The sequence below is a fragment of the Tractidigestivibacter sp. genome, assembly GCF_057241865.1.
In genome coordinates, this window is the sequence record NZ_DBHHPX010000026.1 from 1 (window position 1) to 24,096 (window position 24,096).

At 58.1% G+C, this 24,096-nt stretch carries 24 protein-coding genes; 18 read left to right on the forward strand and 6 right to left on the reverse strand.

Going from position 1 to position 24,096, the window contains the following annotated elements; all coding sequences use genetic code 11:
• Positions 1-174: 174 nt before the first annotated feature.
• Positions 175-927 carry a deoxyribose-phosphate aldolase gene (gene deoC, locus ACO59D_RS09025; protein WP_485126683.1) on the reverse strand — a complete coding sequence of 251 codons (753 nt, stop codon included), beginning with the start codon at positions 925-927 and terminating at the stop codon, positions 175-177.
• A 217-nt stretch (positions 928-1,144) separates the two neighbouring features.
• On the opposite strand from deoC, the gene ACO59D_RS09030 reads away from it, so the two are divergent.
• Positions 1,145-1,852, forward strand: a complete 708-nt coding sequence (locus tag ACO59D_RS09030; RefSeq protein ID WP_485126684.1) for a GntR family transcriptional regulator — start codon at positions 1,145-1,147, stop codon at positions 1,850-1,852.
• A gap of 691 nt (positions 1,853-2,543) precedes the next feature.
• Here ACO59D_RS09030 and ACO59D_RS09035 read toward each other — a convergent pair.
• Complete coding sequence (locus ACO59D_RS09035; protein WP_485126685.1) at positions 2,544-2,822, reverse strand: hypothetical protein; 279 nt, start codon at positions 2,820-2,822, stop codon at positions 2,544-2,546.
• Between the two features lie 233 nt (positions 2,823-3,055).
• On the opposite strand from ACO59D_RS09035, the gene ACO59D_RS09040 reads away from it, so the two are divergent.
• The 17 genes from ACO59D_RS09040 (at position 3,056) to lpdD (ending at position 19,796) form a co-directional block, all read left to right on the forward strand.
• Complete coding sequence (locus ACO59D_RS09040) at positions 3,056-4,132, forward strand: galactitol-1-phosphate 5-dehydrogenase (RefSeq protein WP_485126686.1); 1,077 nt, start codon at positions 3,056-3,058, stop codon at positions 4,130-4,132.
• Between the two features lie 77 nt (positions 4,133-4,209).
• The gene (locus ACO59D_RS09045; protein WP_485126687.1) at positions 4,210-4,896 is read left to right on the forward strand and encodes a ribulose-phosphate 3-epimerase; all 687 of its coding nucleotides are present in this window, start codon (positions 4,210-4,212) and stop codon (positions 4,894-4,896) included.
• Between the two features lie 48 nt (positions 4,897-4,944).
• A complete protein-coding gene (locus ACO59D_RS09050; protein WP_130812833.1) occupies positions 4,945-5,244 on the forward strand; it encodes a PTS sugar transporter subunit IIB in 300 nt (99 codons plus the stop codon).
• A 45-nt stretch (positions 5,245-5,289) separates the two neighbouring features.
• Positions 5,290-6,564 (forward strand): PTS transporter subunit IIC, encoded by a 1,275-nt coding sequence (locus tag ACO59D_RS09055; RefSeq protein WP_130812834.1) that lies wholly within the window; start codon positions 5,290-5,292, stop codon positions 6,562-6,564.
• A 40-nt stretch (positions 6,565-6,604) separates the two neighbouring features.
• Complete coding sequence (locus ACO59D_RS09060; protein WP_485126688.1) at positions 6,605-7,081, forward strand: PTS sugar transporter subunit IIA; 477 nt, start codon at positions 6,605-6,607, stop codon at positions 7,079-7,081.
• Between the two features lie 20 nt (positions 7,082-7,101).
• Positions 7,102-9,198: a BglG family transcription antiterminator gene (locus tag ACO59D_RS09065; protein WP_485126689.1), complete on the forward strand. Its 2,097-nt coding sequence runs from the start codon at positions 7,102-7,104 to the stop codon at positions 9,196-9,198.
• Between the two features lie 89 nt (positions 9,199-9,287).
• On the forward strand, positions 9,288-10,220 hold the full coding sequence (locus ACO59D_RS09070) for a 1-phosphofructokinase family hexose kinase (protein WP_485126691.1): 933 nt from the start codon (positions 9,288-9,290) through the stop codon (positions 10,218-10,220).
• A 63-nt stretch (positions 10,221-10,283) separates the two neighbouring features.
• Positions 10,284-11,162: an aldose 1-epimerase family protein gene (locus ACO59D_RS09075; protein ID WP_485126692.1), complete on the forward strand. Its 879-nt coding sequence runs from the start codon at positions 10,284-10,286 to the stop codon at positions 11,160-11,162.
• Positions 11,163-11,362: 200 nt separating this feature from the next.
• The gene (locus ACO59D_RS09080; protein ID WP_130812839.1) at positions 11,363-11,662 is read left to right on the forward strand and encodes an AbrB/MazE/SpoVT family DNA-binding domain-containing protein; all 300 of its coding nucleotides are present in this window, start codon (positions 11,363-11,365) and stop codon (positions 11,660-11,662) included.
• Entirely contained in the window at positions 11,659-11,991 is a 333-nt protein-coding gene (locus ACO59D_RS09085) for a type II toxin-antitoxin system PemK/MazF family toxin (RefSeq protein ID WP_485126693.1), read from the forward strand. The genes ACO59D_RS09080 and ACO59D_RS09085 overlap by 4 nt, the downstream gene beginning before the upstream one ends.
• 139 nt (positions 11,992-12,130) lie before the next feature.
• Positions 12,131-13,930: an ABC transporter ATP-binding protein gene (locus ACO59D_RS09090; protein ID WP_242622265.1), complete on the forward strand. Its 1,800-nt coding sequence runs from the start codon at positions 12,131-12,133 to the stop codon at positions 13,928-13,930.
• Positions 13,931-14,176: 246 nt separating this feature from the next.
• Positions 14,177-15,487 (forward strand): ATP-binding protein, encoded by a 1,311-nt coding sequence (locus ACO59D_RS09095; protein ID WP_130812842.1) that lies wholly within the window; start codon positions 14,177-14,179, stop codon positions 15,485-15,487.
• 187 nt (positions 15,488-15,674) lie between these two features.
• The gene (locus tag ACO59D_RS09100) at positions 15,675-16,505 is read left to right on the forward strand and encodes a MerR family transcriptional regulator (protein WP_485126694.1); all 831 of its coding nucleotides are present in this window, start codon (positions 15,675-15,677) and stop codon (positions 16,503-16,505) included.
• A 167-nt stretch (positions 16,506-16,672) separates the two neighbouring features.
• A complete protein-coding gene (locus ACO59D_RS09105; protein WP_485126695.1) occupies positions 16,673-18,151 on the forward strand; it encodes a UbiD family decarboxylase in 1,479 nt (492 codons plus the stop codon).
• Between the two features lie 57 nt (positions 18,152-18,208).
• Positions 18,209-18,733: a hypothetical protein gene (locus tag ACO59D_RS09110; protein WP_485126696.1), complete on the forward strand. Its 525-nt coding sequence runs from the start codon at positions 18,209-18,211 to the stop codon at positions 18,731-18,733.
• A 110-nt stretch (positions 18,734-18,843) separates the two neighbouring features.
• Complete coding sequence (locus ACO59D_RS09115; protein ID WP_485126697.1) at positions 18,844-19,404, forward strand: UbiX family flavin prenyltransferase; 561 nt, start codon at positions 18,844-18,846, stop codon at positions 19,402-19,404.
• Positions 19,405-19,406: 2 nt separating this feature from the next.
• On the forward strand, positions 19,407-19,796 hold the full coding sequence (lpdD, locus tag ACO59D_RS09120; RefSeq protein WP_485126698.1) for a prenylated flavin chaperone LpdD: 390 nt from the start codon (positions 19,407-19,409) through the stop codon (positions 19,794-19,796).
• Between the two features lie 171 nt (positions 19,797-19,967).
• Here lpdD and nrdG read toward each other — a convergent pair whose 3' ends face one another.
• From nrdG to nrdD, 4 genes are all read right to left on the reverse strand, one after another.
• Positions 19,968-20,516, reverse strand: coding sequence for an anaerobic ribonucleoside-triphosphate reductase activating protein (gene nrdG, locus ACO59D_RS09125; protein ID WP_485126699.1), 549 nt, complete (start codon positions 20,514-20,516; stop codon positions 19,968-19,970).
• A gap of 27 nt (positions 20,517-20,543) precedes the next feature.
• Complete coding sequence (locus tag ACO59D_RS09130; RefSeq protein WP_485126700.1) at positions 20,544-20,813, reverse strand: type II toxin-antitoxin system RelE/ParE family toxin; 270 nt, start codon at positions 20,811-20,813, stop codon at positions 20,544-20,546.
• Complete coding sequence (locus ACO59D_RS09135) at positions 20,806-21,096, reverse strand: hypothetical protein (protein ID WP_485126701.1); 291 nt, start codon at positions 21,094-21,096, stop codon at positions 20,806-20,808. The genes ACO59D_RS09130 and ACO59D_RS09135 overlap by 8 nt, the downstream gene beginning before the upstream one ends.
• A gap of 520 nt (positions 21,097-21,616) precedes the next feature.
• Entirely contained in the window at positions 21,617-23,839 is a 2,223-nt protein-coding gene (gene nrdD, locus ACO59D_RS09140) for an anaerobic ribonucleoside-triphosphate reductase (RefSeq protein ID WP_485126702.1), read from the reverse strand.
• Between the last annotated feature and the right edge of the window lie 257 nt (positions 23,840-24,096).

A 24,096-nucleotide genomic window follows, 5' to 3' on the forward strand; every position in this document is an offset into this window, starting at 1 on the left:
CTTGTTCATGCAACAAGCCCCTCCCGTGCCCCCTGGCACATTGTCGGGCTTTCGGTAGTCGTGGCTCAAGCGTGTCTAGATTTGGCCAGCCACATCACCGTGCCATGGTGGGGAGGACAGCCGCTTCTGGCCAATCTGCCAGGGGAGGCAGATGAAGGGCTGCTGTTCATGGCCTCAGAGCTCGAAATAGCCATCCTCCATCGTCGAGAGCCTTCTCTCGAATTCCTGAATGATGGGGACGCCGGCACTGCAGCCTATGCGGGTGGCCCCGGCACGAACCATAGCGAGGAAGGTATCGGCATCGCGTATGCTGCCTGCGGCCTTTACCTGCACTTCATCGCCGACATGTGTCTTCATGAGACGGACGTCTTCAACGGTTGCTCCCGACGCACCGAAGCCTGTGGAGGTCTTGACGAAAGTGGGGCCGACATTTCTTGCAATGCCGCACAGGGCAACCTTCTCCTCTTCAGTGAGGTAGCAGTTCTCGAATATGACCTTGGAGATGAGGCTGGCATCTCTGCATATAGAGACAATCTGGCTCATCTCGTCCTCGATATAAGCCCAATCATGTGCCTTTACGCGCGTCAGGTTGATGACATAGTCAATCTCGGTGGCTCCGTTTGCGATTGCGTCTCGGGTTTCGAATGCCTTCGCAGCAATGGAAGTCTGGCCGAGAGGGAAAGAAATAGCTGCGCCGATATGCACGTCGCTGTCAACAAGCTCATGTGCACAGAGACTGGACTGAACCTGGTTCACAGCTACCATGCGGAAATGGTATTGGCGCGCTTCGGCACAGAGGCGCCGGATATCATCGTCGGCTGCGTATGGCTTGAGGTTCGTGTGGTCAACCATCTGAGCAAGATCATCGAGAGTGTAGCGAGCCATCAAAGCTCCTTTCATTGAACTAATATGTATATACATAATCATATAAATATCAGTAAAATGTCAATATAAAAATTGATAATGTAACTGCAGATGTATGTTAAATGCCGAGTTACATGACAACTGGGTATTATGTTAGGGATAAATGGGCATCAATCGATGGGGTCTCTGCAGAATGGCTACAAGGATGTGTCGGGCATCTGCTGCGCCGATGAATGTAGGAGTCGTCGATTGATGCTCTTGCAACTGCTGGAGGAAAGTCATGACACTGTACGAGAACATTACCAACGATTTGCTGGCAAAGATTAAGAACGGTACCTATCAGGAGGGACAGCGCATCCCTTCTGAACAGGAACTGGCACAGGCTTATGGGGTAAGCCGTCCTACGGTGCGTCAGGCTCTGCAGCGCTTGGTGGACGATGGCTATCTCGATCGCCGCCGCAAGAGAGGAACGATTGTCTGCCGTCCGAAAGTGCATCAGCACTTTACCAAGGGGCTGATGAGCTTTTCCGACGATATGCGCCTTGCTGGCAACAGCACGCGTACCGTAGTAATCATCTTCGAGCGCGAAAAGGCACGGGAAACTGTTGCAGATGCGCTCCAGATAAAGCTAGGTGACGAGGTGTACAAGCTCGTCCGGCTACGCTATGTCGAAGAAACCGCCAATGTATTTGTGGAGACATATCTGCCCTGTGCCAAGCTGCCAGACCTCGATGGTGTCGATTTTGCTGCTGTGAGCCTATATCAGACGCTTGCAGATTGCGGCTTGGCTGTCGTGTCAGCCCACAGACGTTTTGAAGCTGTGCGTGCAGACGGTGCATTGGCAACTCTTCTCGATGTTGCAGTGGGCGATCCGATGCTTCTCTTCTATACGGTCGGCAGCGCGAAGGCTGGAGTGCCAATCGAGTATTCGAAGGCCGTCTACCGGGGAGAAGGAAATGTCTTCGAGGTGGATGTCGCCAAGCGGTAGATAGCTTTCTTGCTGTTGGACAATGATTGACATTGACCTAGGCTCTTGCTTCCCAGCAGTCCCAGAGGGGCTGGGGCATGTCTACGAGCGCGCGCCTGTGTGGACTATCTGCCTTACGCAAGCTGCCCGGAGAGCACGTCCTTCTTCTCGCGCTCCGGATGCCTCGCCTGCCTGTCCACAGGAAGCACGAGAGGTAGTGCCGCAGCCATTTCGTCGACATCCCATGGAACGGAAGTAGGAATTCCCTGAGTCTCTGGTGCATGGCATTGACGAGCTCGAGTTCGTCGTCCCTGGACTTCTTGGCGGCTGTGGCTGCGTGCTCCTTGACCCGAGCGAGGGGAGGATGCGCGCATATCCTGTGTGGCCATCAGTGGCGGCCCAGGAGTTGCCGACGATGCTTGCGAGGGCATCCCTGGGCTCCACATCGGGAGCCCTTCTCCTCCCGCAGAGCGCCGAATATTCGTCTCCGAGGCCGTTCGTAGCGCATTAGATGCAGGCCTTGAAGCTGGAGATGCCGCGCGAATGTACGGCATGGCTGTGCCGGTGCGCCCCCTCGGCATCTGAACATCCGACCCCTGCCTGCAAAGGGGCTCATCGAGACAGAGCCCGTCTGCCTGGCGGGAGATAGAGGCCCGTTCCTGAAGGGCGCGAGCGCCGCCTTCATCACTTCGAGGAGCCTCATGTGCATGAACTACGAGGCCCTAAGGCAGATATGGCAGCTTTCCGCGAGCGCCCCGAGCGGGACGTACCTGAGGCACATGTCCCGCAGAAGGTCGGCGGCCACGTTCCGGCTCGCCCTGTTGAATCTGTGCGCGCGTCCCGCCGCCTTGGAGCAGCGCCTGTTCCCGTAGGCGGGGCACGCGAAGCCCGACGGGTACGCCTCCTCCAGGAGTCTCCTCTCGCAGGACTTCTCGTCGGGATACCTCCTCATGAGGTCCGCGAGGGTCCCCGCATCGACGCACCCCCTCATGTTCCTGCCGCCGCATGCCTCTTCGCCATGGCCGTCCCCCCGTCGTCGCGGTCATCTCACGAGCAACATGGTGCGACGGGGTGTGGACAGAAATACGAGTCGCTATGCCGAAAGTACTGAGCCATTTCCGACAATTCCGGTATCCGGACGCTCACGTCTCTTGGGCTGTCGCGACTCAGAGTCCGTCCCTACATTCAAGTTACGCGCAGGAGGCCAGTAAAGAGGGCCGGACAATGGGAGGTGCTCTCGTGGGCGAGAAGATGTGGGCAGGGGTTCTTCACGGCAAGGACAACATCCGCTACGAGGAGGTCGACAAGCCAAGCCCCGGCCCCAACGAAGTTCTGGTCAAGGTCAAGCAGACCGGCATTTGCGGCTCAGACGTGCCACGTGTTATCGGTGATGCCGCGCACTTCTACCCAATCATCCTCGGCCACGAGTTCTCCGGCGTAGTGGCTGGGGTTGGAGAGAACGTCACTTCCGTGGAGGTTGGAGGGAACGTTGCAGGCGCGCCGCTCATTCCCTGCGGAACTTGCGAGGACTGTCAGCGCGGTGACTACTCCTTGTGCAGCCACTACAGCTTCATCGGTACCCGTCAACCTGGCAGCTTTGCCGAGTATGTGGTGATTCCCGAAAATTGCGCAGTGCCCTTCGACGTCAGCGTCTCCTATGAGCAGGCAGCCCTCATCGAGCCTACTGCCGTCGCACTCCATGGTCTCGAGCGACTTGACTATCACGGGGGCGGCACAGTTGCCGTTCTCGGAGGGGGCACTATCGGAATAATCACCGCGCAGTGGGCAAAGGCATTTGGCGCGCGTGAGGTGACCGTGTTTGACATCCTGCCAGACCGCCTTGAGTTTGCAAGGAAGATGGGCGCCACCAGCACCGTCAACAGCATGGATGGGGACTGGAAGGACCAGGTGAGCGCTATCACCAACGGTCGTGGATATGACTATGTAGTCGAGACCGCCGGTAGCGTTGCCACCATGAAGATGATCTTCGACATCGTTGCCAACAAGGGCCAGGCGTCTCTCATCGGCAAGATCAACCGCGACATTACCTTTACTCCGCAGGAGTGGGAGCACCTGCATCGCCGCGAGTTCACCCTCACGGGTTCGTGGCTCAGCTATTCTGCTCCCTTCCCGGGTCACGAGTGGACCCTCACTGCGGATGCCTACCGCTCCGGCATGATGCCCTACGACGAGAGCTTTATCTACACCCGATACCCGCTTTCCAAGATTTCGGAAGCCTTTGAAGAGTTCAAGACTCCAGGCAGGGTCAAAGGGAAGATTCTGCTCGATTGCGAGCGCTAGCACTAGCTGCGGTATAGCCACTCACTTTGGGCGAGAGTGGCCAAGATATTCGGCCATACAAAGAGAAGGGAAAGGTAATGCGTACGCTAGAAGACTGGAAAGACGGGGAGAAGATCATCGGTGCGTGCATGAACTGCGCTGGCTATGAGAACCTTTCGAAGACCGTAGCCGAGCTCGATGACGCTGGAATTGACCTCTATCACCTAGACATCATGGATGGCACGTTCGTCCCCAACATTGCGCTTGGTCCTCAAGACGTCTCTGCCATTCGCAAGCTTACCGACAGTGTGTGCGATGTGCACCTTATGGTGCGAGATGCTGCGCGATATGTAGACATGTTTGTCAGGCTGGGAGCCCAGATTGTGCATGTTCATGGAGAGGAGGACAGTCAGGTTACCCGTACGCTTCAACACATTCGTGACCTTGGCGCTAAGTCTAGTCTTGCAATTAGCCCCTGCACCTCGTTTGAGACAGCCAAGGAAGCCCTCAACGTATGCGACTACGTGTTGGTCATGCGTGTCAATCCCGGTTTTGCCGGTCAGAAGGCCCTTCCGTTCGTTGACGAGAAGATTAAGAAGCTCGTGGAGGCTAAGGACTACTACGGCTATAAGATTCTCGTCGACGGGGGCGTCTCTGCTCAAAGCGTGGCTGATCTCTGGAAGGCAGGGGTGGATGGCTTCTGCCTTGGTAATGCGGGACTGTTTGGCCACAAGGAAAGCTACAAGCAGATTGTCCAGAGTCTCCGCGCGCTTCCGCGCAAGTAGCGAGTAGCGCCTGCAAATCACGCGGGTGGACACCAAGAAGGAGTCGTAATGAAGTCGTCAGTAAAGGTCCTCGTCGCATGTGGCAGCGGCGTTGCAACGTCCACGGTCGCACAGGAGAAGGTAAAGCAGATTGCTGCCGATGCTGGTATTCCGGTCCAGGTTTTCAAGGGCACCATTACCGAGGTCCCAACCAAGCAGTATGACGTGGACGTTGTCCTAACCACGGCCAACTATAAGAAGCCCCTAGATAGGCCGTATATGACAGTGTTCCCGCTTATTTCGGGAATCAACGAGAACGCCTGCGCCAAGAAGCTAGTCGACCTTCTCAGGACAGTTCAGGCAGAGTAACTCAACCGCTATCCGAGTATCCCCGCTCTTTAGAAGGAGTCATCCATGGACATTGTTGTCAGCACCATAGTGGGCTTTTTCCAAGAATTCATGAGCCTGGGAGCCACCGTCCTGCTCCCTGTCGTAATCGCAATCCTGGGAATCTTCTTCAGAATGAAGCCGTCACAGGCAATTCGTGCTGGCCTCCTCGTGGGTATCGGCTTCCAGGGCGTCGTCCTGGTCATTAACTTCTTGATGCAGATTATGCAGCCAGTCTTTGACTACTATTCCGCACTCGGGAGTGGCTATGACGTTGCGGAGATTGGCTTTGCGGCACTTGGCGGAGCCTCTTGGACCGCGCCGTATGCCGTCTTTGTCATCCCAGCTATCATCATTGTCAACATCCTGCTTATTCGAGCCAAGAAGACCAACGTCCTCAACGTCGACATCTGGAACTTCATGCACTTCCTGGTTCCCGGTGCGCTTGCGTGGGTCCTCTTTGACAACGCGCTCATAGGTTTTCTGGTGACACTTGCGCTTTCCGTTGTTGACCTCTTTGCCGCTGAGAAGATCGCACCCTCTTGGGCGGATTACTACGGCCTTGACGGCACCGCGTGCACCTGCCTCGGCTATGTTGTCTACGAGTACCCCATGAGCTGGCTTATCAATAGAATCATCGATCACATCCCCGGTCTGAATAAGATTGACCTCAACCTCGACAAGCTTGCCTCGAAGATCGGCATCCTTGGTGACCCCGCTATCATCGGCCTCTTCGTAGGCCTGTTCCTTGGCCTCATGACCCAGCAGGACATTCCTGGCATTATTACCCTCATGGCTGGCATGGCCGGCGTTCTCGTGCTCATCCCGCGCATGGTCTCCATCATGATGGAGGGGCTGACTCCCATTGGGGCAGGGGCTAGCGAATTTGCCCGCAAGCACCTCACCGCTGATACCACCCTCTATGTTGGCATGGATATCGCCCTTGCCCTTGGCGACTTAACCTGCCTTACGTGCACGGCCATTATGATTCCCATCACCGTTGGCCTGTCTTTCCTCGTCCCCGACATGCGCTTCTTCCCGGCCGCGATTCTGGCAGAGGTCTGCTATGTGGCTCCTATGGCTGTCCTTGCAAGTAAGGGCAACGTGTTCAGGACTCTTATCTGCATGACCGTCTTCATGTACCTCATGCTGTTCTTTGCAAACATGTTCGCCGGCTACGCAACCCTTATGCTCAACGCCTGTGGGGTCGACTTTGGTGGAGGTCTCGTAACGGCATCTCACTTTGGCTATAACCCGGGCTGCCTGGTCGTTGAGTTCATTGCTCGTGCCATGGGCATCTAGTCAACCTTGCCCCTGAGTGTTGAAAGTGTAGGAGATTCAGATGGTTACCCAGAGCATCGATACCGCTGCGTGTGAGGCGGGTGGAAAGCTGTTTGTAGCTCTCCAAGGGTCCGCCTCTACGAGCGAAGAAGCAATCAGGATTTGTGCCCGCGCGCTCCAGGTTTACGGTTGCGTCACCGAGAAGTTTGCAGATGACTGTCTCGACCGCGAGAAGGTCTTTCCAACGGGAATCTGCTGCGAGACGCCCGTAGCGCTTCCGCACTGCCAGTCTAATGCCATTTGCCGTGATGCCCTTTGTTACCTGCGCCTCGACGAGCCTGTGAGCTTCTACAGGATGGATGGCCCAGAAGATGCGGTTATGACGCGCCACGTCTTCAATCTGGCCATCGCGCCTGGTCAGCATCTCGAATTCCTCACCAAGACCATCCGGCTGCTACAGGATAATACAGTTCTTGATGGGTTTACGACCATGACAAGTAGCCAGATTGCAGCTTATCTTTCAGAGCACCTAGCTTAGGAAGGGAGGCGGTATCCGCAATGAAGGAGCGTACTGCCGAGATTCTGTATCGTGTCGCCAACAACCCACGCCACGCTTTGAGGCTTTCGGTTTTGATGAGCGATTACCACATCTCGGAGAAGACGTTACGGGCGGATATCGCCTCCATAATCAAATTTGCAAGCCAAGACGGCGAGAGCCTCGTTGAGCTGACTGGACACCACATTCGGGTATGCGAACCCGCCTCTGCAAACTCTCAGACTCTCAGGACCATGCTGCATAGCATGGACCTTTACGAATACCACCTTTCACCCGATGAGAGACAATGCCTTATCGCGGTCGAATTACTGCAGCTCAAACCGGGCGAGTGGCTAACGGTGCAGGCAATCGCTGACGAATTCTATTGCTCCCACAATACGGTCACAACAGACGTGAAGGAGACGGGCGCATTTCTTGAGAGGTGTGGAATAAGGCTTGTGGGAAAGAGCAGCTTTGGGCTGCGTGTCGAGGCAAGCGACGAGCAGCGCAAGGACTTTCTGATTGGTGCCTTCTCGCACATCCTCGCCAAGCGCCTTTGCCCGGACAGCTACTTCCTCGACGTTCTTGAGGGTCACCTGCGGTTTGACATCCATCTAAATGATGTCGACAGGAGCGTACGAGCCTTCCTGCGCTCCACCAACTCCTATATCACGATGGACGCTGAGCACGAGATAGCTGCGACTCTAGTTGTCTTGCTCAACGAGCCGGAGGGCTTCTCTTATGAGGATGCGGGAGCATCAGATGATTTTGATCAAATAGGGAACCTGGTCAAAGTCGTTGCTATGGATATGGGGATACGCCTTGATGCAGACAGAATCTTTGGTATCGAGCGGTCCATCCTCAGCCGGGATATGACTCCACAATTAAGGCGGTTCGATGACTTCGACCTCTACTGCACAATCTCCCACTTCTTGATGCAAGTGGGAAAAGACCTGGAAGTCGACCTTCAGGGTGACGACCTTCTGGTCGAAGCGCTTTTCTCTCATATCAAGGGGTCTTCTCGTTGGGATGCCGATGGCTTCGAGCTTGATGTCTCTGGTGAAAAGGATGGTACGAGCGAACTCGTGAATCGGGTCGACCGTGCTTGCGCTCCGCATTTCCACATCATCGAGGACTATCTATGCAGGTCTCTTGGGAAGGGCATGCGAGACTCGATTGTCATCCATGTGTGCGCGGCACTGTATCGATACGAAAGTAACGTTCGCGTGTGCAACGTCCTTATTGCGTGTCCGAACTCCGCCGCCACGGGGAGATATCTTGATGCTCAGATAAAAGCCTATTTCAAATTCAATGTTCTCGGTATTGCTACATGCAGGGAAGTCGAGGAGGGCAGTTGTAGACTAAACAACGTTGACTTTGTGATTTCGACCGTCCCCATCGACACAGATAGGGTGCGCGTGGTCAATGTGAGCCCGGTGCTTTCGGTAGAGGACATCAACGAGATTCAGGAGCTTGCGTTTAAGCTTAGCCGCGCGAAAGTCGTTCCCCAAACAATCGACAACACTCTCGTGGCACGTCTTAGTGATATTTACCATGAGGGAAATGCCAATAAGGTGGCATTTCTCGACTGCGAACTGAGCAGGATTCTCATGGAAGTCGAGCAGGTAGAAGGTAAGACTAAACGAGACTCAATTCTCATTTCCAATCTCAGGGATAACTTCATTCAGATAGAAAATGGTTCGCTGGGCTGGAAAGATGCAATTAGGAAGGTCTCTTCACCGCTCCTTGAGGCGGGGTATGTTACAGAGAACTACGTTGAGAAGGCCATTACGAACGCCGAGGAGTACGGAAGCTACATTATTATCAGCCAGGGAATCGCACTGGCGCATGCCGCAAGCTGGGACGGGGCGCTCAAGAACGGGCTTGGCCTGCTTGTGTGCAAGGGCGGAATTCGTTTTTTCGAGGGCGAGGAAGTCGACCTGATGTTCTTCTCTGCGCAGTTTGATGGCGAGCACTACTTAGCAATGTTTCGTGAAATCAACAAGCTTGGCAGCGACACAAGGGGTTTTGAGCGCCTGCGTGCGTCAACGAGTGCTGAAGAGGTCCTTCGAAATCTTACTGAGATTCTCTCCGACTACTCCAAGTTATCCAACAGGTAACGTCTGCGGCTGTCTGGCCGTTTCAATACCCAAGCAATAGCCATGCGGTTCCACGCAAGTGGAACCAGCAGAATTGGAAGTGACGCCCCATGATTACCACGGTCACGCTTAATGCGTCAATCGACAAGGCATATCGCATTAACATGCCCTTGACCAAGGGTACTGTGATGCGAGTTGCTGAATGCGAGGACTCTGCAGGTGGAAAGGGCCTCAATGTCGCCAGGGCTATCGCAGCCAATGGCGAGCCAGTTCTTGCCACAGGCTTTGTCGGTGGCAACAATGGGCACTACCTCTGTGAGCTGGTTGCCAGGGATGACATAAGGGAACGATTTGTCCGAGTGAGGAACGAGACGCGCTGCTGCATCAACGTGCTGGAGCCAGGTGGGGGCTCGACGGAGTTCCTCGAACCAGGCAGACCAGTCGATAGGGCCGAGCTTGAAGATATGATGAGTACTCTTCTTGAGCTCGCAAACCAGTCTGACGTTGTCACCATGAGTGGAAGCGTTCCGGTAGGTGCTGGCACCAACGTGTACCAGAGACTGGTGCGGCTTGTTCGCGAAGCGGGGAAGCCCGTGATACTTGATACTTCCGGCGATTACCTCATGCAGGGCATACGTGCGCTTCCAACCATGGTGAAGCCAAACATTGACGAGATCGGCCAGCTCCTGAATCGAAAGATCGAGGGCATTGACGAGGTCGTGAGCGCAGCACGGGAGCTCCATGAGCGTGGCGTGGAGATAGTCGTTGTATCCCTTGGCGCTGCGGGGGCGATTATGGCGTGTGACGAGGGTATCTTCCGTGGGTATGCGCCAAAAATCCAGGCGATAAACCCCGTGGGCGCAGGTGACACTATGGTGGGCTCTTTTGCGGTTGCCATAGCTCGTGGGATGAAAGGTTCTGAGAGCCTGCGCTTTGCTATGAGCTGCGCATCTGCTAGCTGCCTTTCTCCGCATACTGGGCGATTCGACACCCAAGTTGCTGACAACCTTTTCAAAAAGACGGCTGTTGAGATAATCGCGTAGATATTGTGACCTGTGGGCTTCGGGAATCTCCAGCAAATTGTTAGATCTTTTTGGAAGACACGCATGGAGTGCACTATCAATTCTGATCAGATGTCAGTCGGTCTCACCTCGCTTGGTGGCACGCTTACGTCTATCAAGGACGTCTCCGGCTTGGAGTATCTCTGGCAACCAGACCCTGATGTATGGAGTGGGCAGGCGCCCATCGTGTTTCCCATATGTGGAGGGCTGAGAAACGATAAGGCCGTGACCAGGGAGGGATATCCCATCAGACTCAAGCGCCATGGCTTTGCACGCAAGATGCAATTCGAGCTCGCTGACAGCCGGGAAGACTCGGCTAGTTTCGTGTTGAGGTCTGATGAATCGACCCTCGCGCAGTATCCGTTCAAGTTTGAGCTAGCTGCGGAATATCAGGTGCACGCCCGGGTACTTGACGTGACCTATCGGGTGACCAATGCGGACGTAAAGCCGATGCCGTTCTTTGTGGGTGGACATCCCGCGTTTCGCTGTCCACTGTGTGATGAAGATGCATATGGTGACTACACCATTGAGTTCGAGCGCAACGAGACTGACGTTTGCACGCCGGTACCATCTACGGGGCTTATCGATGTTGCCCACAGGAACGTGGCGCCTCAGGAGGGCAAAGTCCTGCATCTGTCGCATCAGCTTTTCGATTATGCCGAGACGATTTACGACTGCCTTGCGAGTCGTCGTGTGACGTTCTCTCGTGGCGGCAAGGCTCCTGGCCTGCAGGTTTCCTTCCCCCAGATGCCATACCTTATCGTGTGGTCAAAGCCCAACGCAGACTTTGTGGCCATTGAGCCTTGGAGTGGCCTGTCGACCTGCTCCGATGAGGATGACATTTTCGAGCACAAGCGTGGGTACCTGGTTTGCAATCCCGGCGAGACAATCGAGAGGGGCTTCTCGATTGAACTGTTGCAATAGAGACTGACCTGCTACATCCCGTGTAAGTGACGCGCGAGGCTGGGGCATTTGATGTGCGCCGGCCTCGGTGCTTTCTGGACAAAACTCTCTGCACTTCCTCCGGGGAGTCACGGGCCAAAAAGACCGAGCGTCTTTGTGTTCTCTCGAGTTGCAGCATGGTAAGATATCCTACAAGATATCTTACTGTTGGAGGTGGCGCAATGCAGGTTGCTGAGGAGCGCGAGGCAAAGCTCTGCGCATGGGGCGCATCCAAAGCGGTGCGCATTCCCAAGGCGGTTTGCGACTCGCTGCGGCTTGCTGTGGGGTCCAATCTAAGTATCAGTTGCGGGACGGACGAAAACGGCCCCTTCATCCTGCTGCGTCCCGTCGACGAGAACCACAGGAGCTATTGCGACGCTCCGTACGTGTCAATCGACTCTCTCTTTAGAGGGCATTCGGACGTTTCCCAGCCCACTGAGGTGGATTGGGGCGAGGCCGTTGGCGGGGAGGTTGTGGAGTGAACAACCTCGAACAGGGAGATATCGTCCAGGTGGACTTTTCTCCGGCCTTCGGGCATGAGCCCGCCAAGAGTCGCCCGGCCGTCGTGGTAAGCGGATATGGCTTCAACAGTTGCTCGAGCATGACTGCGCTTGTGCCCATCACAACGACAAGCAATGGATACCCCCTGCACATAGACATGGGGGAGAGTCCCGTGAGGGGCTATGCATGCGTGGAGCAGCTTCGTTGCCTTGACCTCTCGGCTCGTGGGTACCAGCTCGTTGGGGTTGCCAGCCGTGATGTTATGCTCAACATACTGTCCGCTATCAGGGGAATGCTCGAGCTGAGATAGTTCCGGCCCCTCTCGTCCCCCTCCGTTTGTGGTTTAGCTGAGGCGGATGGGCTTGCCATGCATCGTTTGCCTTTCTTGGGGCAAGCTACCTCAGTTACACACATGCCGCCCCAAGTGGCAGGATTCTAGGGGGATTGCTTTGGCTGCTCGACCAACTGACAAGAACGACCGTGCGACCATACATCGCACGCTGCACTACTTCTGGGGGGTCACGCGTCAGAAGACGGGCGCCTTCGTGCTCTCCATCGTGAGTTCGGTGGGTTACATCGCGCTGCTCACCTTTGCCAACACCTACGTCATGGGCCTCATCGTCGATCGCGTGCAGGCCTCGCCCGTCCCTGCCGAGGAGGTGCTTCCAGTCTTTGGGCCATACGTCATTGCGCTTCTCGTAGTGAATGCCGTGGGCCAGGCGCTCTCCAAGCTTCAGGACTACTCGGTCTACAAGCTGGAGATCAACGGTGACTACCAGCTCTCGCGCCTGTGCTTCGATACGCTCTCAAACCAGTCGATGACCTTCCACAACAGCCGCTTTGGCGGTAGCTTGGTGAGCCAGACGTCGCGCTTCGTCTCGGGGTACTCCGGTCTTGTGGATGTCCTTACGTACTCGCTGTGGCCGACGCTTGCCTCCATCGTGCTGACGGTTGGGATCCTCGCCCCCGTGGCGCCGCTTTTCGTGGTCGTACTCATGGTGATGCTCATCCTTTACGTGGTCATAGCCTATGGCATGTACCGGCGGATCCTTCCCCTCTCGGCAGAGGCCTCCCGTGCGCAGAACGAGCTTTCCGGCGTGCTCTCTGATGCCGTGACCAACATCCTTGCCGTCAAGACCTACGGTCGCGAGGACTACGAGCGCGGGCTTTTCACCACGGCGGACCGCGAGGCCATGGCTGCCGAGAACGTCAACATGCGCGCCACCATGCGACGCGGCCTCACGACCTCGGCGCTCATCACGGCCATCATGCTCGTGGTCTCAATCTTTGTGGTTGGCGGCAACGCGTGGTTTGGAATAAGCGCCGGCACGTTGGTCATGATGTTTACCTACACCTACAACCTCACGATGCGCTTCAACTACTTCAACTCCATGATGCAGCGCATCAACCGCGCCTTTGGCGATGCTGCCGAGATGACGCGCGTGCTGGACGAGCCTACGCTCGTGGCAGACGATGCGGACGCAAAGCCACTCGTGGTTACCGAGGGATGCATCGACTTCGAGAACCTGCGTTTTCGCTACCCCGATGCGCCCCGGGACGACTACGTCTTCGAGGACCTCAACCTCCGCATTCCCGCAGGCCAGCGTGTTGGCCTGGTGGGACGCTCCGGCTCGGGCAAGACCACGCTCACCAAGCTCTTGCTGCGTCTGGACGACGTCCAGGAGGGTCGCGTTCTTGTGGACGAGCAGGACGTGAGCCATTGCACCCAGCAGAGCCTGCGCAGGCAGGTGGCCTACGTCCCGCAGGAGGCGCTGCTCTTCCACCGATCCATACGCGAGAACATCGCCTACGGCAAGCCCGATGCCACAGACGAAGAGATTCGTCGTGCGGCAGAGGAGGCAAACGCGCTCGAGTTCATCGAGCGGCTGCCGGACGGGTTTGACACCATGGTGGGCGAGAGGGGCGTCAAGCTCTCTGGCGGCCAGCGGCAGCGCGTGGCCATTGCCCGCGCCATCCTGGTCAACGCGCCGATCCTGGTGCTCGACGAGGCAACCTCCGCCCTGGACTCCGAGTCCGAGGCGCTTGTGCAGGGTGCGCTTGAGAACCTCATGCGCGGGCGCACGTCGATTGTGGTTGCGCACCGCCTCTCTACGGTGGCATCGCTTGACCGCATCGTGGTGCTTGCGCATGGCGAGGTCGTCGAGGACGGCACCCATCACGAGCTGGTCGAGCGTGGCGGGGAGTACGCAAGCCTCTGGAACCGCCAGACCGGAGGCTTCCTGGAGTAGAGAAGGGCGACACAGCGCGACTTGCGCCCCGGCCCCGTATGAACGCCCCGGCCTCGCATTCCTTGGTGCGAGGCCGGAGCGCTTTACTCTAGGCTGACGCCAGCAGCTTTGCTCCTCTTGTTCTGCCAGGCGATAGCTGATGAAAAATGTTATCAATTACATTATTATCTGTACAAAAATGTAATTTAGAACACTTTTCGCAACTTAATGCTATCCTCTTAGGTAATAACGTAGGAGGAGGCCGTAATGCGCCGTACTGCGATGGGTGCTCTCGTCGAATGGAAGTTCCGTAGTTCTCGCAAGCCGCTGCTCGTCTATGGGGCTCGCCAGGTTGGCAAGAGCTATCTCATCAGAGAGTTTGCGAACACGGCTTTCGAAGACTATGTCTTCCTCGACCTTGAGAGGCAGGCTGCAGCGCGTGCGGCATTCGATGGAGATCTTGGCCCCGATCGGGTGATCTCCAACCTCGAGCAAGTTACGGGGCGTCGCATTGTCCCAGGGCGTACCCTCATAGTTCTCGACGAGATTCAGGCGGCGCCACGTGCGCTTGCCTCGCTCAAGTACTTCTGCGAGGAGCTTCCGAACTCGTATCTGATTGCTGCCGGGAGCCTGTTGGGCGTTGCCGTAAACCGTACGGGGTTTTCGGCGCCCGTGGGAAAGGTCGAGACCCTAACGCTTCTGCCAATGACCTTTGACGAATGGCTTGACGCTACGGGACACGGGAAAATGATAGGGGGAATCACAGAAGCCTATGCGAAAAAGGCTGCATATCCCCTCCATGAACAGGCGTTGGATCTTTACAGGACGTATATTCTGACCGGCGGGATGCCCGAAGCCGTCGCATCGTATGCCGAGCACGGAGACTTTGCGACCGTCTCGCGCGTGCAGCATGAGATCCTCGATCTCTATGTTGCAGACATGGCAAAGTACGCAGAGCCGGTTGAAACGGCGCGTATCCGCGAGGCATGGTCGAGCGTTCCAGCGCAACTGGCAAAGGAGAACCACAAGTTCCAGTACAAGGTTGTTCGATCTGGAGGAAGGGCAAGCCAGTATGCCGTGGCTCTTGATTGGCTTGAGACGGCAGGTCTTGTGAACCGCTGCATTCGCATCTCCTCGGGTCAGGTTCCGCTCAAGATGCAGGAAGATCGATCGGCATTCAAAGTCTACCTTGCGGATACGGGGCTCCTCTCTGCGATGATGGAAGTTCCACCAGCCGTGCTGTTCGACGAGGCTGCCCGCAAGCGTCTCGATGCGGGCGCGCTTACCGAGAACTATGTCGCGCAGAATCTGGTCGCAGACGGTTTTGTTCCGCGCTACTGGACGAGTGGAAGAACAGCCGAGGTTGATTTTGTCATCGAGGACGGTGGGGCGAGGGCCGTGCCCGTTGAAGTCAAGTCATCCGGTAATGTCCGTTCGCGTAGCCTCTCGGTCTATCGCGAGAAGTACGAACCAGTGCGTGCGCTGCGCTTGTCAACTCGAAACTTTGGGATGAGCGATGACATCGAGAGCATTCCGCTCTACGCGGCATTTTGCTTGAAGAAGGGCGCTGTTTGCTAGCACCCCGATGCCAACGCTTCAAATCCCACCCATCGTGGCGCTCATGGTACCCTAAGGACGGTGGGCATGCCTGGTTGGGGTATGCGACGAGGGGGAGTCCTGGGTCAAAACCCGCTACCAACAATACACTTTGGTCACGGCTGCAGGTGGGCGTGCCCCAGGCGAGAGAAGCGGGTGGTACAGGCACATGGGCAAGGGCCTCATCAAGATCAGCGAGATGGCGGGGCTTCATGGCGTCTCTCGCCAGACGCTCATCCTCTACGACAAGAACGGGCTGCTCCCTCCCGCGTATGTGAGCGAGACCGGCTACCGTTACTACAGCGCTGATCAGATACCACGCCTGCGTCTCATCTGCCTGCTCAAGGAGATGGGCGTGACCCTTGCCAAGATCAAGGAGTTTCTCGAGAGGCCCACGCCAGCGGATATGGTGGGCCTTGTCTCGGGCCGTATCGAGGAGGTAGACCAGAGAATCGCGCAGCTCCAGCTTCAGCGAGAGGAACTCGTGCAGTTCTCGGAGATCTTCGAGCACATAGAGACCAGGCGTTTGAATGTAGACATGCCGCACGTCGAGTGGATTCCCGCCCGTCGTGCCGTCTTCTCGCCCTATCTGTCGTGCGAGATGGGCGTGAAGCACCTTCACCTGGCGCTCATGGACGCATGGAACAGGGTCATTGGGGCGGGCCTCATCCCATCGCGTGGCTTTGGCTCGCTCCTCTGGGCGGACAAGGTGAGGGGAGACGAGCCCCTCGAGGGGGCCGGCAGCATCGTCATCCTTCCGAGGACAGACATGGCCGAGGACCTGGAGACCATATACCTGCCTGAGGGCGACTACGCCGTGATCTACAAGGTCGCCATGCCGTACGACCCCGAACCCATCAAGCGGCTCCTCGATTGGATTGACGATCAGGGGCTCTCTCCCGCTGGCGAGGTCGTCGACAGGTGCCTTCTCGACGCCGCCTTCTACAACGATGCCTTTGGAGAGGACTTCTGCCGCCTGGAGGTCCGTCTGGCTTGCTAGGTCCACAGGTGCAAGGAGCTGCCGTTCGCGGCCGCCTTTTGACCGTCCGCGAGAAATAGTGCCGCCGTGCACGGCTCCCTCATTTGACCCGATATCAGGTGCACTTTTGTACGTTTGCCCCGATGTCGTGGTCGGAGATGGGCTCCGACCAGAACCTGGAGGGCAACATGGCAGAGATCCACGATCTTCGCAGAGCGCTCGAGTACCTCAAGACCCAGCCGGGCCAGCTCCTCGAGACCGATACCGAGGTCGACCCCGAGGCCGAGGTGTCTGGTGTCTATCGTTACGTTGGGGCTGGCGGAACGGTTGCCCGTCCCACCAAGGAGGGCCCCGCGATGCTGTTCAACAACGTCAAGGGCTTCGATGACGCCAAGGTCGTCATCGGTATGCTTGCCAGTCGCCGCCGCGTCGCCAACCTCATCGGGATGGACTGCGAGCGCCTCGGCATCGAGATGGGCAAGAAGCTCAACGACACCATCCCACCCGCGATGATCGAGGATGGAGCCCACGTCGACTGTCAGGAGGTTGTCTACCGCGCGACTGACCCCGGCTTTGACCTGCGCAAGATCGTCCCCGCTCCCACGAACACCCCCGAGGATGCCGGCCCTTACATCACCATGGGCCTTGCGATGGGCACCGATCCGGAGAATGACACCTCCGACGTTACCATCCACCGCTTCTGCATCGAGGACGAAACGACCCTGGGCATGTGGATTACGCCTGGCTCCCGTCACCTGGGCGCCTTCCTCGACAGGTACAGGGAGCTCGGACGTGACATGCCCATCTCCATCTCCATCGGCCTGGACCCCGCAGTCTACATGTGCGCGGGCTTCGAGGCGCCCACAACCCCGCTTGGCTACAACGAGCTCCAGATTGCGGGTGCCCTGCGCGGCAGGCCCGTCGAGCTTGCGAAGTGCCTTACGGTCCCACAGAACTGCATCGCCAACGCCGAATACGTCCTCGAGGGCTACCTCTCCGTCACCGACACCATCCAGGAGGACATCAATTCTCACTCGGGCAAGGCCATGCCCGAGTTTCCCGGTTACACCGGAGACGCCAAGCCCGCGCTGAACGTCATCCACGTCACAGCCGTCACCACGCGTGAGCATCCCATCATGCAATCCTGCATCGGGCCGTCGCACGAGCACGTCTCGATGGCCGGCATCCCCACCGAGGCGTCCATCTACAAGATGGTGGAGACCGCCATTCCCGGCCGCCTGCTCAACGTCCACGCCGCCCCCTGCGGTGGCGGCAAGTTCGTGGCCATCCTGCAGTTCAAGAAGTCCAGCAGGAATGACGAGGGGCGCCAGCGCAATGCCGCCATGCTTGCCTTCTCGGCCTTCTCCGAGCTCAAGCACGTTTTCCTCGTTGACCCTGATGTCGACATCTTCGACATGTCCGACGTGATGTGGGCCATGACCACGCGCTTCCAGGCGGACGCCGACGTTATCGCCATCCCCGGCTGCCATTGCCACGTGCTTGACCCCTCGAACGACCCGGCGATGGATCCCTCCATCCGCGTCCACGGCATCGCGTGCAAGGCGATCTTCGACTGCACCGTCCCGTTCGACCAGCAGCAGGACTTCGTGCGCTCCCAATTCCTCGAGATCGACAAAGACAAGTGGGCCAGGGAGCTTGGCCTCTAGTCACCCGGGCACTCGACGCCCGTCCGGCGTGGCCGGTCGGCATGGAAGGAAGTCATCGTGGCAATAACGCTGAACAAGAAGACAGTGGGTCTGCTCGCAGGCATCATTGTCCTGGCCCTTGTGTGGGTGGCGCCGCTCAACGCCCTTGGCGAGATTGGCCGGCAGGGTCAGCAGTGCCTTGCCCTTACGCTCATGACCGTCGTCTGGTGGGCGTGTGGCGTTGCGCAGCCGGCGTACGTCTCGGCAATATACCTGGTGCTGCTCATCGTCCTCATCAGCGTGATTATCCACATGTTCATGGGTTCGGTCATGGCAGTCCTGGGCATCTGCATCCCGGCTTTCCTCGCCTTCACGAGCGGCTCGGGCGTAACCGACCTTGCGGTTGCGATGATGGTCTTCTCGGCCATCAACATCCACTACATCCTGCCCTTCCACAACCTTGCGATCCTTGTTGGCGAGGGTCCCGACGCAGCTGGCTACACCTCAAAGGACGCCATGAGGATGGGCATCCCCCTCACGGTGGTCGTCTTCGTCGTCGTACTTGTGGAGGCGGCCTGGTTCCACCTGCTCGGCATCATGTAGGCTCTCGCTCGGGTCGGCCGCGCGCGTGCGACCGACCCCTGGCATGGCCTCTCGCACCCCAAGGCGAGAGGCCATGCCAGGGGCAGGCACCTGACTGTGGGAGCAGGGACATGAGGAGAATCATCATAGGGATCAGCGGCGCGACGGGCGTGCAGATGGGCTATCGCGTACTGCAGGCGTTGGCCGACACGCCCGACATCGAGACGCACCTTGTGGTGAGCGATGGGGCGCGCGTCATCTTCGACCGCGAGACCAACTTTGAGATGGAGGAGGTCCTCTCGCTCGCCGATGTCGTGTACGACAACTGCGACCTTGCGGCAATCATATCGAGCGGCTCGTTCAGGACGGACGGCATGATCGTGGTCCCGTGCTCGATGAAGAGCCTCTCTGCGATGGTGAACTCCTACGATGACGACCTCCTCGTGCGTGCGGCGGACGTGTGTGTGAAGGAGGGACGCAAGGTCGTGCTGGTCCCCAGGGAGATGCCGCTCAACCGCAGCCACTGCCGCAACCTGCTGCAGGCGGCAGAGGACGGTTACGTGATCTTGCCTCCCGTGCTTACGTTCTACAATGGCTGCGAGACGACTGCCGAGCAGGTCGACCATGTGGTTGGCAAGATACTCATGCAGTTTGGAATCGAGTATGAGAGGTTCCGTCCCTGGGAGGGGTAGCCGTGAGGGATCTGATGGTGAAGGCCGGGGATGGCGACCTTGCGGTGACGCTTCGGGTTGCTGACACGGAGGGCCAGGGCCTGAGTGCCTTCCTGTACGGCGGGACGCTCCCACACGTTGGCGGCTCTGCCCTGGCAAGCCCCGGGGCATGTGTCCGTGGGGTCGCACTCTCGAGCTGCGATCTGTGGGTGCAGACGGTGCCGGGACACAAGGACAGCGAGGTCGCGAAGAGCTGTGCCCGCAAGCTGTGCCTTGCGAGCGGCCAGCCAGTCTGCGTGTGCGCAGGGGTCCACGTGGAAAACGCGACGGTAGAGCAGGTGCGCGCACTTACCAGCAACTGCGAGGCGGCCACGGACAAGATGGTGGCGCTCCTGATGGCGGGCGGTGAGTGATGGACGTCGTCGACGGCATCACCGAATGCGAGTTCGACCACGTGCTCGAGGCCAACTATGTCGGCGACGTTGTGCCAGACCCCGCTGAGGCATCCGAGGTTGCCTGGATGGCGTTTGCCCGTGGCGGCTCGGGACCATGCCATGTCTGCCGCGAGTCGCCGCCGCATGCGGCTACTCCCACCCGTGTGCGGCAAACCGAGGGTCGTCCTGCCAGATGGTGACGCTGCCCGTTGCGAGAGTCGCCGGGACATTGATGAGGCGCTGGTTGGATGAGCCGCGGAAGCGCAGTGTGATGTCGTGGAGCTCCTGCACGAAGGGGCCGTCGACCAGGACGTCCAGGCAGGCGAGGATACGGTCCATGTCAGGGGAGGCGTGGTCGCCGTCACCCGTGAGCTGCTCCCACGTGCGCCCTGAGTACATCCAGATGTTCTTCTCGGGATACGTTGCGCGAACGTGCTCGAGGAAGGGTGCCAGGGCCGCGGCGTTTTCTGGCTCCGTGGGCTCGCCGCCCAAGACGGATAGGCCGTCAACGTATGGTGCGGCAAGCGAAGCGAGAATCTCTTCCTCGGTCTGCTGCGTAAATGGCTTTCCTGCCGAGAAGCTCCAGGCCTCCTCGTTGAAGCAGAACTTGCAGTGCAGGCGGCAACCGGAGACGAAGAGCGAGGTTCTCACGCCGGCTCCGTTGGCAATGTCGCAGTACTTGATGGTTGCGTAGTTCATCGGGGACCTCTTTTGAAGAATGGCGTGCTAGTGGGCGGAGCGCTGGGGGACAAGGCCATACACCGCAACCACATCGAACTCTGAATCATACTCGTAGACAAGGTAATACGGATCGATGGGGCATTTGCGGATGCCTGGGCCAAACTCCTCCACAAGTGGAGAGGGGATGTTCGGCAATCCACTTTCTGGAAAAGACTCGATTATCGAAAGGAGGCGAACAAGGCGCTTCTTGACACGGGGGGACCAGATGGTTCGGGCGTCATCCATGAACTGCTCGGTGAGAAGGAGCTTAGCCACGGGACTCTCCGTTTTCACCCATCATGGAGAGAAAAGCATCGACGCCTTCGATGCGGTGTCCCTCTCGAACGTCGTCTCGTCCGTTGATAATGCATGCGCGCATGCGCTCGGTGAGTGCCGCCTCCTCAGCTGCCTTGCCGAGCTGCTCCTCGAAGAGCTCCTCGCTCATGAAGACGAAGGCAGCGTTGCCGTTCTCCGTAATGTGGACCACGTCCTTCTTGGCGATGTCCTTGATTTCGCGCTGACGCGTCTTGAGGGCTGCGGAAGAGAAGATGGCAGTCATGAGAACTCCTTAGTTAGACCAGGTTCGATACCGAATATAGCACCAGATTAGGTATCTAACTTGGCCAGTTCAGGCAGCGGCATGCTAGGACCGAGGCATGGCTTGGAATGCCGCGTTTTCTCGCCGGTTAAGGCCTGCTAACTGGCGGGAGAACGCGACTTGCGGACTGGCTGCTTGGCCTCGAGGGAGCGAGCGCACCCGGTGGCAAAAAACCGGCCTGGTGCGTACGCATGACCGAGACCTGCGGCCAATTTGGACCTCCAGGGGCCTCACGCTGGCAAAAATCCAGGGTCATGCGTACGCACCATCCGCGCCCGTTGCCAGGCCCTTCTCGCCCAACTGGGCAAACGCGAGAAGCCTGTCAGATTTCCTTGGTGGTGCGTACGCACAACTCCAAGTTGGTGCCAACGCGGGAGAATACGCAAGAAAGGACCTTCCCCTCGTGAACGGCGAGTCGCGGAGCGAACGAGCGCAGTGCGCGAGCGCCGGGCATGTCCACGAGGGGGCGGTCCCATCAAACTTACAGGTGCAGCACGCGATCCTTGATCTCTTCGGTACGTCCCTGGTTCCAGAACTGCGTGCCAATGTAGCCGCAGGTGCGCCTGGCCACATTGAGCTTGGACTGGTCGCGGTTGCCGCAGTGCGGGCACTCCCACACAAGCTTGCCGTCGTCCTCTATGATCTTGACCTCACCGTCGTAGCCGCACACCTGGCAGTAGTCGGACTTGGTGTTGAGCTCGGCGTACATGATGTTGTCGTAGATGAACTGCATGACACGGATAACGGCCTCGAGGTTGTCCTGCATGTTGGGAACCTCGACGTAGGAGATGGCACCGCCGGGGGAGAGGCGCTGGAACTCGCTCTCGAACTTGAGCTTGGTGAACGCGTCAATCTTCTCGCGGACGTTCACGTGGTAGGAGTTCGTGATGTAACCGTGGTCGGTGATGCCCTTGACCACGCCAAAGCGCTTCTGCAGGCACTTGGCGAACTTGTACGTGGTGGACTCAAGCGGCGTGCCGTAGAGCGAGTAGTCGATGTTCTCGGCAGCCTTCCACTCGGCGCACTTGTCGTTCATGTGCTGCATGACAGAGAGGGCGAAGGACTTGGCCTCCTCGTCGGTATGGCTCTTTCCGGTCATGTACTTCACGCACTCGTAGAGGCCGGCATAGCCAAGCGAGATGGTGGAGTAGCCGCCGTAGAGGAGCTTGTCGATTTTCTCGCCCTTGTCGAGACGGGCCAGTGCACCGTACTGCCAAAGGATGGGTGCGGCATCGGAGAAGGTGCCGCGGAGGCGGTCGTGGCGGCAGCGCAGGGCGCGGTGACAGAGCTCGAGGCGCTCGTCGAAGACCTCCCAGAACTTGTCCATGTCACCGTCAGAGGAGAGGGCCACGTCGGGCAGGTTGATGGTGACGACGCCCTGGTTAAAGCGGCCGTAGTACTTGGGCTTGCCTGGCTCGTAGTTCTTGGCCTTGGCGACGTTGTCGTAACCGTTGCCCGAGCGGTCGGGCGTCAGGAAGGAACGGCAGCCCATGCAGGTGTACACGTCTCCGTGGCCCTCGGTCTCGCCCCTAGAGAGCTTGTACTCACGCATCTTCTTCTCTGAGATGTAGTCGGGCACCATGCGCTTGGCGGTGCACTTGGCTGCCATCTTGGTGAGGTAGAAGTACGGGTCGCCCTCGTGGATGTTGTCCTCCTCAAGCACGTAGATGAGCTTGGGGAACGCAGGTGTGATCCAGACGCCCTTCTCGTTCTTGACGCCTTGGTAGCGCTGCTTGAGCATCTCCTCGATGATGAGGGCGAGGTCGTGCTTCTCCTGTGGGTTGTGCGCCTCGTTGAGGTACATGAACACGGTGATGAACGGCGCCTGGCCGTTGGTGGTCATGAGGGTGACAACCTGGTACTGGATGGTCTGGACGCCACGTGCGACCTCCTCGTGCAGGCGCTTCTCGACCATCGTGTCAATCTGGTCGGGAGAGGCCTTGTAGCCGATGGTCTCCATCTCGGCATAGACCGAGCGACGAATCTTCTTGCGGGAGACGTCGACAAAGGGGGCCAGGTGCGTAAGCGAGATGGACTGGCCGCCGTACTGGCAGGAGGCCACCTGCGCGATGATTTGGGTGGCGATGTTGCAGGCCGTAGAGAAGCTGTGCGGGCGCTCGATGAGCGTGCCGGAGATAACGGTGCCGTTCTGCAACATGTCATCGAGGTTGATGAGGTCGCAGTTGTGCATGTGCTGCGCATAGTAGTCCGCGTCGTGGAAGTGGATGACGCCCTCCTCGTGCGCCTTGACAATCTCGGCGGGAAGAAGGCTACGCATGGTGAGGTCCTTGGAGACCTCGCCGGCCATGTAGTCACGCTGGACCGACACAACGGTGGGGTTCTTGTTGGAGTTCTCCTGCTTGACCTCTTCGTTGTTGCACTCGATGAGGGCAAGGATCTTGTCATCCGTCGTGTTCTTCTGGCGCTTCTGGTTCTGCACGTAGCGATAGATGATGTACTTGCGAGCCACGGAGAAGTGATCGAGGGCCATGAGCTGGTCCTCGACGAGGTCTTGGACCTCCTCGACGGTGACGGTGTGGCCGGCCTCCATGCACTCGTCGGTGACGTTGAGGGAGGCGAAGCGTATCTCGCGCTCGGTGAGGCGCTCGTCCTCGGGCACCTCCATGTTGGCCTTACGGATGGCGTTCTCGATCTTGGCGACGTCGAACGTGACCTCCGAGCCGTTGCGCTTGATGATTTTCATGTGCTCACCCTCCCTGTTGCACAATGCCAGGCAGACGGCAAAGAGGTGCAGCTGCCGGCCGTGCGTTTGGCGTGTTTCCCTAGGGCCGCAACCGATGCTGTGTTGTGGCGCTATCTACTATGACACAACATCTTGTATGTGACATGCGAGATAAATACCGGATATTGCATTCCGTATGTACTCATTGCGTAGGAACATTGCCATGTCATCGCAGGTGAGCAATGCGAGCAGATTCAAACATTTTCGATAACGCTGCC

Bases quoted from the DNA above. Each gene is read 5' to 3' on its own strand.
- nrdD (WP_485126702.1), bottom strand. From the start codon at position 23,839: ATGAAAATCATCAAGCGCAACGGCTCGGAGGTCACGTTCGACGTCGCC.
- ACO59D_RS09095 (WP_130812842.1), top strand. From the start codon at position 14,177: ATGCGCCGTACTGCGATGGGTGCTCTCGTCGAATGGAAGTTCCGTAGT.
- ACO59D_RS09030 (WP_485126684.1), top strand. From the start codon at position 1,145: ATGACACTGTACGAGAACATTACCAACGATTTGCTGGCAAAGATTAAG.
- ACO59D_RS09080 (WP_130812839.1), top strand. From the start codon at position 11,363: ATGCAGGTTGCTGAGGAGCGCGAGGCAAAGCTCTGCGCATGGGGCGCA.
- deoC (WP_485126683.1), bottom strand. From the start codon at position 927: ATGATTATGTATATACATATTAGTTCAATGAAAGGAGCTTTGATGGCT.
- ACO59D_RS09060 (WP_485126688.1), top strand. From the start codon at position 6,605: ATGGTTACCCAGAGCATCGATACCGCTGCGTGTGAGGCGGGTGGAAAG.
- ACO59D_RS09040 (WP_485126686.1), top strand. From the start codon at position 3,056: ATGGGAGGTGCTCTCGTGGGCGAGAAGATGTGGGCAGGGGTTCTTCAC.
- ACO59D_RS09105 (WP_485126695.1), top strand. From the start codon at position 16,673: ATGGCAGAGATCCACGATCTTCGCAGAGCGCTCGAGTACCTCAAGACC.
- ACO59D_RS09035 (WP_485126685.1), bottom strand. From the start codon at position 2,822: ATGAGGGGGTGCGTCGATGCGGGGACCCTCGCGGACCTCATGAGGAGG.
- ACO59D_RS09050 (WP_130812833.1), top strand. From the start codon at position 4,945: ATGAAGTCGTCAGTAAAGGTCCTCGTCGCATGTGGCAGCGGCGTTGCA.
- nrdG (WP_485126699.1), bottom strand. From the start codon at position 20,516: ATGAACTACGCAACCATCAAGTACTGCGACATTGCCAACGGAGCCGGC.
- ACO59D_RS09135 (WP_485126701.1), bottom strand. From the start codon at position 21,096: ATGACTGCCATCTTCTCTTCCGCAGCCCTCAAGACGCGTCAGCGCGAA.
- ACO59D_RS09070 (WP_485126691.1), top strand. From the start codon at position 9,288: ATGATTACCACGGTCACGCTTAATGCGTCAATCGACAAGGCATATCGC.
- ACO59D_RS09115 (WP_485126697.1), top strand. From the start codon at position 18,844: ATGAGGAGAATCATCATAGGGATCAGCGGCGCGACGGGCGTGCAGATG.
- ACO59D_RS09100 (WP_485126694.1), top strand. From the start codon at position 15,675: ATGGGCAAGGGCCTCATCAAGATCAGCGAGATGGCGGGGCTTCATGGC.
- ACO59D_RS09055 (WP_130812834.1), top strand. From the start codon at position 5,290: ATGGACATTGTTGTCAGCACCATAGTGGGCTTTTTCCAAGAATTCATG.
- ACO59D_RS09045 (WP_485126687.1), top strand. From the start codon at position 4,210: ATGCGTACGCTAGAAGACTGGAAAGACGGGGAGAAGATCATCGGTGCG.
- ACO59D_RS09075 (WP_485126692.1), top strand. From the start codon at position 10,284: ATGGAGTGCACTATCAATTCTGATCAGATGTCAGTCGGTCTCACCTCG.
- ACO59D_RS09065 (WP_485126689.1), top strand. From the start codon at position 7,102: ATGAAGGAGCGTACTGCCGAGATTCTGTATCGTGTCGCCAACAACCCA.